Raw genomic sequence first — 18,339 nt, 5'->3', positions numbered from 1 at the left:
CTTGATGCGGGCACTGGCACCCTGACCGTCACCTTGGCCGTCAGCAACGGCACCGTGGCTGTTTCGGGCGGCACGGCCAGCATTGCCAATAGCGGCACGGCCACCGTCACCATCACGGGTACCTTGGCGCAAATCAACGCCACACTCAGTGCGGCCAACGCCGTCACCTACACGCCTGCGCTTAACTACAACGGTGCAGACACGCTGACCATGACCACCAGCGACGGTGGCAACACCGGCGGTGCCGCGCAAAGCGCCATCAGCACCGTGGCGCTCAGCGTCGCGGCCGTCAACGACGCGCCCGTGTTGGCCGACACCATCCTCACCTTGCCCGCAGTGGCCCAAAACTCCGCAGCACCTTCGGGCGCCGTCGGCAACACCGTCAGCAGTTTGTTGGGCGGTGTGAGTGATGTGGATGCCAGCGCCTTGCAAGGCATGGCCATCACCGGCGTCAACGCCAATGGCAAGCTGTACTACTCGACCGACAGCGGAGCAACGTGGACAGAAAACACCACCGCACTCAGCGCAGGCAATGCCTTGCTGCTCAAAGCCGATGCCAGCAACCGCGTCTACTTCAAGCCCAACGCGGGTTATGAGGGCGTGACCAGCGACGCTTTGAGCTTCCGTGCTTGGGACCAAACCAGTGGCACACAGGGCAGCTACGTCAGCACCACCGCCAACGGCACAACCACCGCGTTCTCAACCTTCACCGAGACGGTCAGCCAATCGGTGGGCAAAACGCTCACCATCGACACCGTGTCGGTGGACAACCTCGTGGCCATCAACGAAGCCGTCACGCTGAGCGGTACAGCCGCTTCCAACGCCAGTGTGTCCATCAACATCAACGGCACCACCCGTGGCGTGACGGCCGACAGCAATGGCAACTGGTCTTACGCCCTGAAAATGGTGCCCTTGGTGCGCTACATCATGGTGCGCGATGTGCTCGACAGCGGTGTGGACAGCACCACCTTTGACATCGCTGAACTCAAAGCCATGCAAGGCACCAACAACTTGGCCTCGGGCAAGTCCATGTCGTCTTCGACGGGCAGCACGATCACCAACTTGACAGACGGCAGCGCCAGCACCACCGAGAGCTTCACCAGCAACGGCGAAGTGTGGGTGCAAGTCGATCTGGGCGGTTTCTACCGCGTGGACAGCATCCAAGCGGTCTCCAAAACCGGCACGCCCAACAACCTCAACGGCGCCAAAATCTACAACTCGATCAGCGACATGTCAGGCATGACGTCGGCGCAGCTTGATGCGGCATCCAACGTCTCGGGCACCGTCATTTCAGGCGTGGCCAACAGTGGCACCTTCACCGTCACGCAACCCAACGCAGCCGACAAAGAAGTGATCAACGCCGGTGTCAACACCCTCACCGCCACGGCCACCGATGCCAACAGCGTGGTCACCACGGCCAGCAAAACGGTCACGCTCGACGCCGTGCTGCCCGCCATCACCAGCTTGTCCGTCAGCAGTGCCAGCGGCGCAGTGGGCACTTGGCTCAACACCGGCGACGTGGTCACCGCCACCGTCAATTTGGGCGAAGACGTCATCGTCACCGGCGCCCCTCAACTCGGCTTGACCGTGGGCAGCACCTTGGTGCAAGCCACTTACGACGCTGGCAACTCGACAGCGCGCATGCTCAAGTTCAACTACACCGTGGTGGCTGGCAACAACGATGCCAATGGCATCAGCTTGCCTGTCAACGCGCTCACCTTGAACGGCGGCACCCTCAAAGATGCCGCTGGCAACAACGCCAACTTGGTCAGCGTGGCCGTGGCCGACAACGCCACCTTTAACGTTGACACCACCACGCCGCAAGCTGTGGCCGACACCGCCAATGGCACCGAAGACAGCACCAGCCTGAGCGGCGATGTGTCTGCCAACGACACCGCCAAAGACAGCTCAGAAACCTACAGCCTCACCACGGCGGCCGTGGGCACCTACGGCACCTTGGCGCTCACCCCCAGCACGGGCGCGTGGGTCTTCACCCGCAACGCCACCAACTTGAACGCCATCAGCGCCAACGCGGTCGACACCTTCAGCTACACCACCACCGACCGTGCAGGCAACACCAGCAGCAGCACGCTGACCGTCACCTTGGTGCCCGTCAACGATGCACCGGTCAACACCGTGCCTGGCGCACAAAGCACCACCGAAGACACCGCCAAAGTCATCACCGGCTTGAGCGTGGCTGACGTCGATGCACTGTCGGGCAGCCTCACCGTCACCCTGTCGGTGGCGCAAGGCACCTTGGCTGTGGTGGTCGGCACCGCCACCATCACAGGCAGCGGCACCGCCAGCGTGACCCTGACCGGCACGCTGACGCAAATCAACGCCACCCTGAGCGCTGCCAATGCAGTGACCTACACGCCCAGCGCCCACCACAACGGCGCCGACACGCTGACCATGCTCACCAACGACGGTGGCAACACGGGCGGCGCGGCCTTGACCGACAGCGACACCGTGGCCATCACCATCACGGCCGTCAACGATGCGCCTGTGGTCACCGTGCCCGCAGCACAAACCACCGCCGAAGACACCGCTTTGGCCATCGCAGGCCTGAGCTTCACCGATGTGGATGCAGCAACAGGCACCGTCACCGCCACCTTGGCGGTGACCCAAGGCACGATCGACGTGTTGGCCAGTGCCGCCACCAGCGCAGGCGTGACCGTGACCACCAACAGCACCGCCAGCGTGCAACTGACCGGCACCTTGGCCGCCATCAACACCGTGTTGGCCACCACCAACGCGGTGACCTACACGCCCACGCTCAACTACAACGGCAGCGACAGCCTGACCCTCACCGTCAACGACGGTGGCAACACCGGCGGCGTGGCACAAAGCGCCTCGGGTTCGGTGACCATCACCGTCACCGCCGTCAACGATGCACCTGTGTTGGCTGACACCACCTTGAGCTTCACCACCTTGGCTGAAGACGCTTCAGCGCCTTCGGGTGCTGTGGGTGCGTTGGTCAGCAGCTTGGTGGGCGGCATCAGCGATGCCGACACCAGCGCGGCCAAAGGCATTGCCATCACCGGCACCAACACCATCAATGGCACGCTGTACTACAGCACCGACGCTGGCGCAACGTGGACCGCCGTCGGCGCGGTCAGCAGCACCAGCGCTTTGTTGTTGGCCTCTGACGCCAACACACGCCTGTACTACCAACCCGCTGCCAACTACAACGGCACCACGGCAGACGCCGTCAGCTTGGTGGCGTGGGACCAAACCAGCGGCACCGCAGGCAGCAAAGTCAGCACCGCAACCCACGGCGGTAGCAGCGCGTTCTCCAGCGCCTCAGACACCGTGAGCTTGACGGTCACCGCCGTCAATGACGCGCCGGTGCTCGACACCACCGCATCACCCGCCATGGCGGCTGTTTTGCAAGGCGCAGCTGCGCCTGTCAATGGCAGTGCTGTGGGCAGCTTGGTCAGCAGTTTGATCACCGGCGTCAGCGACGTTGACACCAGTGCCGTCAAAGGCATCGCCATCACCGCCACCAACACCACCAATGGCACGCTGTACTACAGCACCGACGCGGGCGCAACTTGGACCGCGGTCGGCGCGGTCAGCAGCACCAGTGCTTTGCTGTTGGCGTCTAACGCCAGCACCCGCGTTTACTACCAACCGACCGCCAGTTTCACCGGCACCACGGCCGATGCCTTCAGCTTTGCGGCGTGGGACCAAACCACTGGCATCGCTGGCGCCAAAGTCAGCACAGCTTCTAATGGCGGCACCAGCGCTTTCTCCAGTGCGACCGACACCGTCAGCCAATACGTGGTGACCCCTGTCACCGTCAACGCCGTGTCCAGCGACAACTTGGTGGGCGCGAGTGAAACCTTGGTGGTCAGCGGCACATCCGATGCCAATGCCACCGTGGCCGTCACCATCGGTGGCAGCAGCTACAACGTCACCGCCAACAGCAGCGGCGTCTGGACCTACACCGGCAACGCCAGCTCGACCATGCTCAGTGCAGGTGCTAACACCATCACTGCCGCTCAGGTGGTGTCGGGCGTCAGCAGCAGCGCCAACGTGTCGGTCACGTTGGACAGCGCTGCGCCCACTTTCAGCGGCTTGTCCATCACCTGGGCCGATGGCGTGGTTAACAACACCCTCAATGCGGGCGACACCATCACCTTTGGCCTCGCCATGAGCGAAGCTGTGGTGGTCACAGGCTCGCCACGCCTGACCCTGAACATCGGTGGCTCCACCGTGCCGTACGCCACCTATGACAGCGTCAACTCCACGGCCACCTTGCTCAAGTTCAACTACAGGATCTTGCCGGGCTTGAACGACACAGATGGCATCAGCGTGAACGCCAACGCCTTGAGCCTCAACGGTGGCAGCATCAAAGACACCGCAGGCAACGACGTGGTGCTCACCACGCCCGCCTTGGGCGACAACGCCAGCTACTTGGTCGACACCCATGCGCCCGCAGCCCCTGTGCTGACCTTGGGCACCGGCGTGACCGGTGGCGCCACAGCCGCTGAAGCCACCGCCAACACCGGCGTGGTCTCGCTCACGGCCGAGCAGGGCGCCAGTGTGGTGGTGACCTTTACCAACGGGTCGAACACGGTGCAAAAAACCGTCACCGGCAATGGCGCCACCGCTGTGCCTGTGCTGCTGGACGCCACCGACCTGAGCACCTTGACCAACGGCACCATCACCGTCACAGCCGCCGCCACCGACGTGGGTGGCACCGCCAGCTTGACCAATGGCAGCACCAGCTTCGTGCTCGACACCTTGGCCCCCGACGCGCCCACCGGTGCATTGACCGCCTATGTGGACAACGTGGGTGCCACGCAAAGCACCAACAGCACCGCAGCCAGCACCGACGACACCACCCCAGGCATTCAGTTGCCCACGGGCCTCACCACGTCTGGCGACAGCGTCAAGCTGTATGTGGACGGTGTGCTGACTGCCGCCACCTACGACAACACCACCGGTGTGCTCACGCCCAACAGCGCCTTGGCCACCAGCGCCACCGCCAAGAGCTTGACCTACAGCCTCACCGATGCCGCAGGCAACGAGAGCGGCCAAAGCCCCGCCTTGAGCCTCACCGTGTTGGCCGCGCCGGTGTTCACCAGCGCCACCACCGCCAGCGTGGCTGAAAACACCGCCACCAGCACAGCGGTCTACACCGCTGCCGCAGGCACGGGCATCACCTACAGCATCGACACAGCCGTGGGTGCAGACGGCAGCCAATTCGCCATCAACAGCAGCACGGGCGCATTGACCTTTGTGGCCTCGCCCAACTTTGAGGCCCCCACCGACGCGGGCACCAACAACGTGTACGACGTGACCGTGCGCGCCACCAACGTCACTGGTGCCTACACCAACCAAACCGTCGCTGTGACCGTGACCAACGTCAACGAAGCGCCGGTCAACACCGTGCCCTTGGCCACGCTCACCGTCAACGAAGACACGGCCTTGTCCATCAACGCCGGCAACCTCATCAGCGTGGCCGACGTGGACAGCAACATCGTCACCACGCAACTCAGCGTGGCCAACGGTGCCCTGACCGTCAGCCTCGCCGGAGGTGCCACCGTGACAGCCGGCGTCAATGGCTCTGCAGGCTTGACCCTCAGCGGCTCAGCCACGCAAATCAACGCGGCCTTGTCGACGCTGAGCTACACCGGCAGCCTCAACGTCAACGGCAGTGACGTGCTGACTGTGCTCACCACTGACGCCGGTGGTCTGACCGACAGCGACACCATTGCCATCACCGTCACCGCGGTCAACGACGCCGCTGTGCTCGCCACAGGCTCGACCTTGGGTTACACCGAAAACGCAGCAGCCACAGCCATCAACACCGGCATCACCGTCAGTGATGTGGACAACACCACGTTTGCCTCGGCCACCGTGACCGTCAAAGACGCCAGCAACAACGTGCTGGCCGAAGACGTGATCAGCTTCACCAATGTGAGCATGGGCAACATCACAGGCAGTTTCAACGCCGGCACCGGCGTGATGACGCTCACCTCTGCAGGCGCCACCGCCACCCAAGCCCAATGGCAAGCCGCCTTGCGCGCCGTGGCCTACAGCAACACGTCGGACGCCCCCAGCACCTCAGCCCGTACCGTGAGCTACAAAGTCAACGATGGCGCAGCCGACTCCAACGTGGTCACCTCCACCATCAACGTCACCGTCGCCAACGACCAACCCGCCTTCACCTCGGCTTCCACCATCGGACTCAGTGGCACCGAAGACACGGTGTACAGCGTGCGAATTTCCACCGCTTTGGCAGGTCAAGTGACCGACCCCGATGCCGGTGCCAGCCTCAAAGGCATTGCCATCAGTTGGAACCAATCTACCGCTTCGCAAGGCGTGTGGGCTTGGAGCACGGACAACACGACATGGACGGACTTGCCGGCTGACATCACGGGGTCAACCGTGTCGTCCAACCATCCAGAAAACGCGCTGTACCTCAATGCCAGCGACTACCTGCGCTTCACCCCTGCCGCCAATTTCAACGGCAACGTGAACCCACTGGGGTTCCGCTTGGCCGACAACACCATGCCGACCACCACCTCGGGCACGCGCTTGGATGTCAGCAGCTACAACAGTGCCACCGGTCCCATGAGCTTGGCACCAAACAGCTACACCCTGAGCCTCACGGCGGTCAACGACGCGCCGGTGTTGGCCACCGGTTCGACCTTGGCCTACACAGAAAACGCAGCGGCCACCGCCATCAACACCGCCATCACGGTGAGTGATGTGGACAGCACCACATTGGCCACAGCCACGGTGAGCATCACGGCTGGCTTTGCCACGGGCCAAGATGTGCTGAGCTTCACCAACGCCGCCATGGGCAATATTGCAGGCAGCTACGACGCCGATACAGGTGTGATGACGCTGACCTCGGCCAGCAGCACCGCCACGCTGGCCCAATGGCAAGCCGCCTTGCGCGCAGTGAGCTACAGCAACACGTCTGATACCCCCAACACGGCAGCGCGCACAGTGAGCTACGTGGTCAACGACGGGGCATTGAATTCATCGGCCGTGACATCGACGATCAACGTCACCGCCGTCAACGATGCGCCTGTCGTTGCCGCCGCCATCCCTGACCAAGTGGCGGTGCAGGGCACCGCGTTCAGTTACACCTTTCCAGCGGGCACCTTCACCGACCCAGAAAACAATGCACTCACCTACACCGCCACACGCGGTGACGGCACAGCGTTGCCTGCGTGGATCACGTTCAACGCCGCCACGCGAACTTTCAGCGGCACACCCAACAACACGATTGACTTCAACATCAAAGTCACCGCCAGCGATGGCACAGCCAGCGTCAGCGACATGTTCTTGGTGGGCATTCCCCCTGTGGTCAGCAGCGTCGCCATCACCGCGGATACCGGTAAGCAAAACAACTTCTTGAGCGCGAACGACACCGTCACCGCCACCGTCACCTTCAGTGAGCTGGTCATCAACGTCACCGGCACGCCGCAACTCACCCTCAACATCGGTGGCACCTCGGTTTTGGCCGATTACGTGGGTGGATCGGGCACGAGTGCGCTGACTTTCAGTTACACCATCTTGGCGGGTCAGGCCGACCCCAACGGCATCAGCATTGGCACCAACGCATTGGTCCTGAATGGCGGCACCATCAAAGATGCCGTAGGCAATGACGCCACCTTGGCCACAGTGGCAGTGAGTGACAACGCCAGCTACAAGGTCGACACCACCGCCCCGACGAGCAGCACCTTGACCTTGGCTGCCGACACCGGCACCAGCACCAGCGACGGCATCACCAGCAACGGCCAGATCAACCTGACGGGGCTGGAAGGCGGCACCACCACTTGGGAGTACAGCACCGATTCGGGCGCGACCTGGACAACGGGCACCGGCACCAGCTTCACCTTGGCCCAAGGCGTGTATGGTGCCAACGCCGTGCAAGTGCGCCAGACCGATGCCGCAGGCAACGTGCAAGCCACGTCCGACAAATACACCACCCAAATCACCGTTGACACCACCGCCCCCAGCTCAGCGATGTCGGTGTATTTCAGCGACGACCACGGCACCAGCGGCAGCGACTGGACCACCACCAGCGACGGCGGTGCCACCTCGCTTTATGTGGCAACCACAGCGGCCGCGCGTGCCACCACCGAAACTGCACAATACAGCATCGATGGCGGCAGCACTTGGGTCTCGTTTGCGCCAGCGCTGAACACCAACGGCTTGGCCACGGTCATGCAAGGTGCCTTGCCCACCGTGACCACGACTTACACCTTCCGCATCGTTGATGCGGCGGGCAACGCGTCGAGCACCGTGACCAAAACGTTCACGCCCAGCGCTTTGCCCACGGCAGCCGCGTCGGCCACGACCTTCAACGTGCCCACCACCGCCGACAGCAGCACCTTTGTTGGTTCGGGCAGTGACGATATCTTCGTGTTGAGCCAAGCGGGCATCTCCAACTACCTCAGCCAATCCACCGCTTACTTGGAAGGCCGCGGCGCTAACGACACCTTGCAGCTGACCGGCGCAGGCACCTCGCTGAACTTACTCAACTACATGAACGACTACACCCTGAACAAAATTCAGGGCATGGAGTTCATCGACATGAGCACCGACACCGGCGCGCAAACCTTGATCGGCAATGCACAAGCCTTTGCTTCGCTGACCAAAGCGGCCTGGTTGAACAACAGCTATCTGCTCGGTGGTAACTATCAAATGGTCATCAAAGGCACCAGTGCTGACACCTTGGTGCTGGGCAAGGGCGATGGTTTTGACACATCAGGTTTTGTCAAAGGCTCTACTGCACCCAGTGCGGCCAACAACTTGGCCGCCTATGACGATGACATTGCTTACGACATCTGGACCAACTCGGCCCTGAAAGTCCAGCTCTTGGTGCAGCAAGGCATCGTGGTCACCTCGGAAACCAACGCCACCAACGCCGCGCCTGTGTTGGCAGACACGGCGCTCAGCCTGTCAGGCGTGGCACAAAACGCCGCTGTGCCCACGGGTGCTGTGGGCAACTTGGTGAGCGCCTTGGTCGGTGGCATCACCGACAGCTTTGCCGCCTCGCAAAAGGGCATCGCCATCACTGGTGTGAACACCACCAACGGCACGCTGTACGTCAGCACCGATGGCGGCACGAATTGGAGCGCGGTAACGGCCACCTCCGACACCAACGCCTTGCTCTTGGCCGCAGACGGCGACAATCGCGTGTATTACAAGCCCAACGGCACCTACGTGGGCACGATGACCGACGCCATCACCCTGCGCGCTTGGGACCGCACCAGTGGGGTCGACGGCACTTACGCCAGCACCTCCACCAACGGCAACGCCACCGCGTTTTCGACGGCGACCGACACAGTCGCTCAGCAGGTGTCCAAACCCGTCACCCTCAACGCCGTGTCGACCGACAACGTGTTGGCCAGCAGCGAAGCGCTGGTGGTCAGCGGTACCGCTGCGGCCAATGCCACAGTGGCCTTGAGCTTCAACAACCAAACCGTCAACGTCACCGTCGACGGTTCGGGCAACTGGACCTACAACGGCAGTCCGTCCGTCACCGGCGCCACATTGCCCGCGACCAGCACCATCACCGCGCAAACCACGGTGTCGGGTGTGACCACCATGGCCTCGACCAACGTGACGGTGTTCTCGTTGACCAGCAGCAGCCCTGCGGACAACGGCTACCTGTCGAACGTGGCGGCCAACCTCACGCTGACCTTCAACCAAGCCACGGCCAAAGGCACGGGCACCATTCAGCTTTACAACGCGGCCAACACCCTGGTTGAAAGCTTTGATGTGGTCAGCAGCAGTCTGGTCACCGGCTGGGGTGGCAACACCCTGACCATCAACCCGACCGCCAACCTGACGGCGGGCACCGGCTACTACCTCAAGATTGCGGCCACGGCCATCAAAGACACGGCAGGCGATGCCTACCCAGGCATTGCTGACACCACGACTTACAACTTCACCACCACGGCTTCAGACGGCAGTTTGCCGGTGGGCGTCAACGCTGTTCCATCCAACTCGGGCTACATCGGCCTCACCAGCTTGGGTGACTTCAATGGCGATGGTTTTGGTGATTATTTGGTCACACCGGGCAGCACGAACACGGCCTATTTGATTTACGGCAACGCTACAGGAACACCGCCCAACATTGCCGGTGGCAACATTGCCGCAGGCAGTGGCATCAAAATTTCCGCCTACTCGACCATTTGGGCCTCGGGCGCGGGCGATTTCAACGGCGATGGCTTGGCCGATTTGCTGATGGGCGCCGGCGGCAACACTTTTGTCATTTATGGCACGACCAGCTCAGCCGCTGTCAACCTCAGCAGTGCCACGCCCACCATTGCACCAAGCGTGGGCTTGCAAATTCCAACGGGTGGTTATGCCGTCTCTGGCGCGGGCGATGTGAACGGCGATGGTTTTGCCGATTTGATCACCGGCGATTCAAGCGGCAACATCAAGGTCATTTATGGCGCAGCCAGTGGCGTAACCCCGACAGTGACGGGTTTCAGCATCACGGCACAGACCACTTCAAACCCCGTTGCCTCTTATGCCGTATCTAGCGCGGGTGATGTGAACGGGGACGGCTTGGCGGACATCATTGTGGGCAGTCATGGCGTCAACAAAGCCTATGTGATTTACGGCAGTAGCGCCACAGGCCAATCGCTGAACTTGATCAGCAGCAACCCAGCCCCTAGCGCAGGCTTCACCATTTCCTACGCTTCTGGAAACCCTGAATATTTAGGTTACCAAGTATCGAGCGCAGGCGATGTGAACGGCGATGGCTTGGCCGACGTGATTGTGGGCACGAACACCACCAGCAGCGGAACATCGTCGGTTTATGTTGTGTATGGCAATGCCAGCGGCACCAACGTCAGCATCACCCCCGGCGTGATTGCACCCAGCAACGGTTTTGTGATTGCAGGTCCATCGTCCAGCGCTTTTGGTTCCTTTGTTTCGAGCGCCGGTGATGTCAACGGCGATGGTCTGGGCGATATATTGACAGGCCGATTTGGCGACCCTGGAGCTGCTTACGTTATTTATGGCAACGCCAGTGGCACGACGGTGAGTGTGACCAGTGGATCGATTGCAGCTAGTCAGGGTTTCAAGGTGACGGGTGGCGCACTCGGCAACTTTGGTTGGACAATTTCAAACGCTGGTGATATCAACGGTGATGGTTTGTCTGATCAGCTGGTGGGTGGCTACGGCAGCTCAGCGGGTTTCAGCGTCATCCTTGGCGGCACGCAGTGGGTGAGCAACGCGGTGACGGGCAGCGGCACGGTGACGGGCACTGCTGCAGCCGAAGCCATCATCGGCTCGACCAACGCTGACGTTTTGACCGGCGGCGGCGGTGTGGACCGTTTCTATGCAGCCATGGGCAACGACACCATCGTGCTGACGACCAGCGACGTGGCCAACCTCGCCAACACCACCACCGGTCAATCGGCCAAAGCCATCGTGAGCGGTGGTGAAGGCTTTGACACCCTTCGCCTAACCGGTGGCACCGCGCTAGACCTGACCAGCATCAGCAACAGTGGCGGCATGGGCTTGGAAGAAAACAGCCGGATTGAGGGCATCGAGCGCATTGACCTCGCCACCGACAGCGCAGCCAACACGCTGACGCTGGCGGCCAGGGATGTCAAAGACATGGCAGGCTTCAACCTGTTCCGCACCGGCAGCGCCAGTGCAGACGGCAAGACCTGGACCAACGTGTTGGGCACAGCGCTGAGCGCCACCACCACCTTCCACCAACTGCAAGTGGACGGTGGCAACACCGACAGCTTGGTGCTCAACACCCACGCAGGTGTGTGGACCAACGCAGGCACCGTGAACAACGGCACCAGCAACTACACGGTGTACCAAAACACCGCCACCGACACGCAGGTGTTGGTGCAAGCGGGTGTGGCTGTCAGCGTGCCACCCGTGCTGGTGTACAGCAGCCCAAGCGACAACGGCTACATGGTGGCCGTGGGCAACAACATCACGCTGACGTTTGACCAAGCGGTAGAAAAAGGCACAGGCACGATTGGCATTTACAAGTCGGCCGACAACACGCCGCTGGAAACCGCCTACGACGTGGCCAGCAGTGGCTTGGTCACTGGCTGGGGCACCAACAAGCTGACCATCAACCCGAGCATCGACTTGGCTGCGAGCACGGGCTACTACGTCAAGGTGTCCAGCACGGCCGTAAAGAGCGCAGGCGGTGCCAGTTTTATCGGCATCAACGATGCAACGACCTTGAACTTCAGCACGGCAGCGGCCGATGGCAGTGTGTCTGCTGGGACGGCTTATTCAGGCCAATCTGGCAGTTACCTGGGCTATACAGTCTCGGGAGCCGGTGACGTGAACGGCGATGGTTTCGATGACTACATCGTCAGTGCGCACTCAGCCAACAGCGCATTTGTGGTGTACGGCGATGCCAGTGGTTCAGGTGTGAGCTTGACCGATGGCACCATTGCGGCATCCAAAGGCTTCAAAATTTCGGGTGGCAACTCATTGGGCTGGTCGGTGTCGGGCGTGGGCGACTTCAACGGCGACGGCTTGTCCGACGTGGTTGTGGGTTCGTATGCCAACACCGGCTCGGCCTATGTGGTGTATGGCAACTCGACCGGCACATCTGTGACCCTGGACGGTAGCCAAAACATTGCAGCGAGCCAGGGTTTCAGGATGAGCGGCGGTGTCAACAGCTATTTGGGTTACACGGTGTCGGGGGCTGGCGACGTCAACGGCGACGGCTTGGCCGATTTGATGATCAATGGCCCTGGCACCGGCAGCAATGCTGTGAACTATGTGGTGTATGGCCGAGCAAGCAGTACTGGCTTGAGTTTGGCAAATGGCACCATTGGCGCGACCGATGGCTTCAAAATCCACAACGTCGACTGGTGGTACCCACCCATGTCCAGTGCGGGCGATGTCAACGGCGACGGTTTTGGTGATGTACTTCTGTACTCCACGGTGATTTATGGCAACCCCACTGGCACCTACACCACCTTGTTCCCGCCTATTGGAGGCAGTTCGGGTTTCAACATCAGCTCAGCGCAATCTGGCAGTAATTTGGGCAGCAGCTCATCTAGCGCTGGCGACGTCAACGGCGATGGTCTGGCCGATGTTGTGATTGGTGCTTACGGCGTTAACAGCGCTTATGTGGTGTTTGGCACCACCACAGGCGCTGATGTGAGCATTAACGGCGCCGGCAGCATCGCAGCGGGCAGTGGCTTCAGGATTGCTACACCCTCCAATGCCACCAGTCAATTTGGCTCGCGCGTTGCTGCGGCCGGAGACATGAATGGAGACGGTTTGGCAGACGTGGTCATTGGAGCGAGCTCGGCAAGCGGGGCCAATTTTTTCACTGTGGTGTATGGCAAGGCCGATGGCACGACGGTGAGCGTGGGCGCCAGTGGCGAGATTGCGGCCACGGACGGCTTCAAAATCACCAACGTGACAGGTGTGGTTTCTTCAGCGGGCGACATCAACGGCGACGGCTTGGGGGATCTCATTTTTGGTTCGGGCGGTTCATACAGCTTGTTCTTGGGGGGCTCGCAGTGGGTCACCTCTGCTGTCAACGGCACCGGCACGGTCACAGGCACCAGCGCAACTGAAGCCATCATCGGCTCAGGCGCAGCCGACACCTTGACCGGTGGCGGTGGTGTGGACCGATTCTTTGCTGGCCAAGGCAACGACACCATCGTGTTGACGGCCAGCGACGTGAGCAACCTCTTGGCCACTACAGGGACCACCCGTGCCACAGTGCACGGCGGCGGCGGATTTGACACGATCCGCCTGAGTGGTGGTGCAGGCTTGAACCTGAGCAGCATCAGCAACATTGGTGCGATGGGCTTGGAAGAAAACAGCCGCATCGAAAGCATCGAGCGCATCGACCTGGCCACCGACAGCACCGCCAACACGCTGGTGCTGGCCGCCAAAGACGTGAAAGACATGGCGGGCTTCAACCTGTTCCGCACCGGCAGCGCCAGCGCAGACGGCAAGACCTGGACCAACGTGTCGGGCACGGCTTTGAGCGCCAACACAGCATTCCACCAACTGCAAGTGGACGGTGGCAACACCGACAGCCTGGTGCTCAACACCCATGCAGGCACATGGACCAACGCGGGCACTGCGAACAACGGCACCTGCAATTACACGGTGTACCAAAACGATGCCACAGACACGCAGGTGTTGGTGCAAGCAGGCGTGAGTGTGTCGAATGCTCCGGTCATGTTGGCTGCGAGTAATCCAGTGGCCAATGGCTACCTGACGTCATTGGGCAACAACCTCACGCTGACGTTTGACCAAGCCGTGCTCAAAGGCACAGGCACGATTCGTCTGTTCAACAGCGCAACGGGCGCTTTGGTGGAAGGCTTTGATGTGGCCAGCAGCACACTGGTGGCAGGCTGGGGCACCAACACCTTGACCATCAACCCGACCTCAGACTTGACCGCGAGCACCAGCTACCACCTGAAAGTGACCGATAACGCGGTGCAAAACGCGGCGGGCAGCACGTTTGCGGGCGTGAGCAGCAACACGGGCTTGAGCTTTACGACCTCAACTAGCAGCAGCAGTGTGGCCGCCACGGTTTACACCGGTCCGGCAAGCTCCTTGGTGGGTTATTCGGTGTCGGCTGCGGGTGACGTGAACGGTGACGGCTATGGCGACTACATCGTCGGCTCGAACGTTTCAGGTGGTGCCGGCGGTATGGCCTTTGTTGTGTACGGTGATGCCACTGGGCTGGGTGTGAACTTGACAGACGGCACGATCGCAGCGTCCAAGGGTTTCAAAATTTCTGGCGGTAACTATCTGGGTTACAAGGTCTCGGGCGTTGGTGACGTCAACGGTGACGGCTTTGACGACGTGATTGTGGGAAGCTACAGCACCGCGGGTGCGGCCTACGTTATTTACGGCAATAGCACGGGCACTGGTGTGACTTTGGATGGCAGCAACAACATCGTCAACAGCAGCAGTGGCTTCAAAATCACAGGCAAAGCCAACAGCTATTTGGGCACCTTGGTGTCAGGCGCAGGCGACGTCAACGGTGACGGTTTGGCTGACTTCATCGTGGGCGCTTATGCCGCCAGCAGTTCTGGCAGCGCGTATGTGGTGTACGGCAAGACGGGCAGCACTGGCTTGAACTTGAGTTCAGGCAGCATTGCTTCTACCGATGGTTTCCAAATCACGGGCAGTACCAGTGGCTTGGGCATTTTTGTGTCTTCTGCGGGTGATGTGAACGCCGACGGGCTATCCGACGTGATCGTGAGTGACAGCACGGGTGTGGCTTATGTGGTGTACGGCAATGCAAGCGGCACAACGGTGAGTGTGGCTTCTGCCACGATTGCGCAGGCCAACGGTTTCAAGATCAGTACCTTGCAAGGTTCTTCTAACTTTGCCCGCATTGCGTCCAGTGCAGGCGATGTGAACGGCGACGGTCTGGCAGACTTGGTGGTGAGTGGCTACGACACCAACAGTGCGTACGTGATTTATGGCAACGCCAGCGGCACCGCTGTGGCCATTGACAGCACGGGTGGCATTGCTTCCAGCGTGGGCTTCAGAATCTCGACGCCTACAGTGAACACCATTTCTTTGGGCTCATGGGTGTCGAGCGCAGGCGATGTGAACGGTGATGGTTTGGGTGACCTGATCATTGGTACGAACTCCAATTCGTCTGGGGCTTATGTGGTGTACGGCAATGCGACTGGCACGGCGGTGAGCATCAGTAGCAATGGCGTGATTGATGCCAGCAATGGGTTCTTGATCACGGGGTCTGGTGTTTCGGCCGGTTTGTTTGGTTACAGAGTCTCCAGCGCAGGCGACATTAACGGCGATGGCTTAGCCGACCTGTTGGTGGGCTCCAACGCAGCGGGCTACAGCCTCGTGCTGGGTGGTACGCAGTGGGTAACCGCAGCGGTGTCTGGCGGCGGCACAGTGACGGGCACGGCTTCTGCCGAGGCTGTCATTGGCTCTGCGGCAGCCGATACCCTGACAGGTGGCGGCGGTGTGGACCGTTTCTATGCAGGCATGGGCAACGACACCATCGTGCTCACCGCCAGCGACGTGAGCAACTTGGCCAACAACACATCGGGCGGCCCCAAAGCCCTCGTGAACGGTGGCGGCGGTTTTGACACGATCCGCATGAGCGCAGGCGCAGCCGTAGATCTGACGGCCGTTCGCAATGCAGGTGCGATGGGCCAAGAAGAAAACAGCCGCATCGAGAGCATCGAGCGCATTGACTTGGGCACCGACACGGCGGCCAACACCTTGACCTTGATGGGTCGCGATGTGAAAGATATGGCGGGCTTTAACCTGATCCGCACCGGTTCGGTCAGTTCCGATGGCAACACCTGGACCAATGTGACGGGCATCGCTTTGAGAGCGAGCATGGCTTATCACCAGTTGGTATTGGACGGCTCGTCCAACGACGCCTTGGTGTTGTCGCCAGATACAGGGGCTTGGGCTGATGTGGGCACCGTGAGCAACGGCACCCACACCTATAACGTGTACCAAAATGAAATGACCAGCAGCCAAGTGTTGGTCAGGTCGGGCGTGGTGGTGACCAACAACGACCCGAATGTGGCACCTGTTTTTGCGTCCACCACTGCGACGACGGCGTCGGGGTTGTTTCCTCTTGCAGGTGGATCGCCGGTCTGGTACAGGACGGCCACCTATGGCAGTTCTAGCTTGGGCGGCATCACCACCAACATCATGGCGACGGGTGATATCACGCCAACCAATTCTTACGGGACGGGCAGTTCTGCTTTCATGTGGATCGGCGATCAAGACAGGACAGAAACGTTGAGCGTGTCGTTTGACAATCCGGTGTATCAGGTCAAGATTGAGTTTTCAGCTCTCAACAACGACGGCACCAATAAAGACACACTGTCTTTCCAAGTCAACGGTGCTAATTTGGTGCTCAGCAGTGCTAATTTGAGCTCGTCCGAAACGAGTGTCAGTGGCAACACCATCACAGGTAATGGTGGTGGTGTGTACAGCATCACTTCCTCCACGGCTATCAACAGCTTGAGCGTGACTGACACCATTAGTGGCGGTCCCAGTGGCGTTGGTGTGGCTATTCAGTACGCCGGTGGCGGTGCAGCCATCCGCTCGCTGATGCCTGCGGCTACTGATGCCGATGGCAGCGTGGTGGGCTATGCCATCACCAGCGCCGCCACCGAGACGGGGGCCGACACCACGCCCGGCCGTTGGGAATACTGGAATGGCAGCACTTGGATCTCGTTGGCCAATGCCAGCGTGTCGCAGGCGGTGTATTTGAACGCCAGCACCTTTGTGCGTTGGAATGACAACGACACGGGTTACACGGCACTGTCGGCGGTGGCGGTGGACAGCACAGGGGCTGCAGCGCTGGGGCAAACGCTCAACGTGACAACCCGAGGTGGCTCAACGGGCTTCAGCACGGGCATCGCGACATTGGCCGCGACGGTGGCCCCGCTGGTGTTCGACTTGAACCGTGACGGTCAGATCAGCTACAGCAGCGTGACGATGGACGTGAACGGCGATGGCCACCTTGACCTCACCGCTTGGGCCGGGGCGCAAGACGGCGTGTTGGTGTGGGACAAGTTCGCAGACGGCTTGGTGCACGACAACAGCCAATATGCCTTTGCCCAATACGCCACGACCTATGCCAATGGTTTGGATGCGCAGGGCAAAGCGCCCACCGACTTGTCGGGCTTGGCCGAGGCGTTTGACAGCAACCACGACCGCATGTTCGACCCGCAAGACGCGAAGTTTGCCGAGTTCAAGGTGTGGCAAGACGTGAACCAAAACGGCGTGAGCGACGCAGGCGAGGTGCGCAGCTTGGCCGATTGGGGCATCACCTCGATCACCCTCACCAGCGACGGCGTGGTGCGCACACCGGTGGCGGGCGTGACAGAAGCGGGCCAGACCACAGCGAGTTCTGCGGACGGGTCGTCGATGTTGGTGGCCGACGCGGCGTTTGCCTACAGCAGCGTGGCGTACAGCATGAGCGGCGGCTTGGGTAACACGTCGGGCAATGCGGCGCAGGGCACGTCTGCGGGCAACGACGCCACCTCGGTGACGTTGAACCTGTTAGGCACGCACATGAACCTCGACCTGTCGAGCTTCGTGGCCCAGCACGCCCAAATAGACGCGGTGGACCTGAGCGGCACCGGTGCCAACACGCTGAAGATCAACCTGAGCGATGTGTTGCAAGGCACCTTCAACGGTAACGATGCCAACACCCTGCAACTCAACGGCGACGCCGACGACACCGTGGTGCTCAACACCGCCGACTGGACCGCCTCGGGCCAAACTCTGCTGCAAAACGGCCACCAGTACGCGGTGTACAACGCCAACGCGCATGTGAACGCACAGCTGTTGATTGAGCAGCACATGGGGGTGCAGAACGTTTAA

The 18,339-nt window shown here is 61.0% G+C and carries 1 protein-coding gene (running past one end of the window); it reads left to right on the top strand.

Annotated elements, in window-relative coordinates; all coding sequences use genetic code 11:
- On the top strand, positions 1-18,339 hold the 3' end of the coding sequence (locus B9Z42_RS15170; protein ID WP_100134256.1) for a VCBS domain-containing protein. 23,004 nt of this gene lie to the left of the window's left edge; only the last 18,339 of its 41,343 coding nucleotides appear in the window; the start codon falls outside the window, past its left edge; the stop codon is at positions 18,337-18,339.

Source organism: Limnohabitans sp. B9-3 (genome assembly GCF_002778325.1).
Lineage (GTDB): Bacteria > Pseudomonadota > Gammaproteobacteria > Burkholderiales > Burkholderiaceae_C > Limnohabitans > Limnohabitans kasalickyi.
This window is presented reverse-complemented; position numbering and strand designations above follow the sequence as displayed.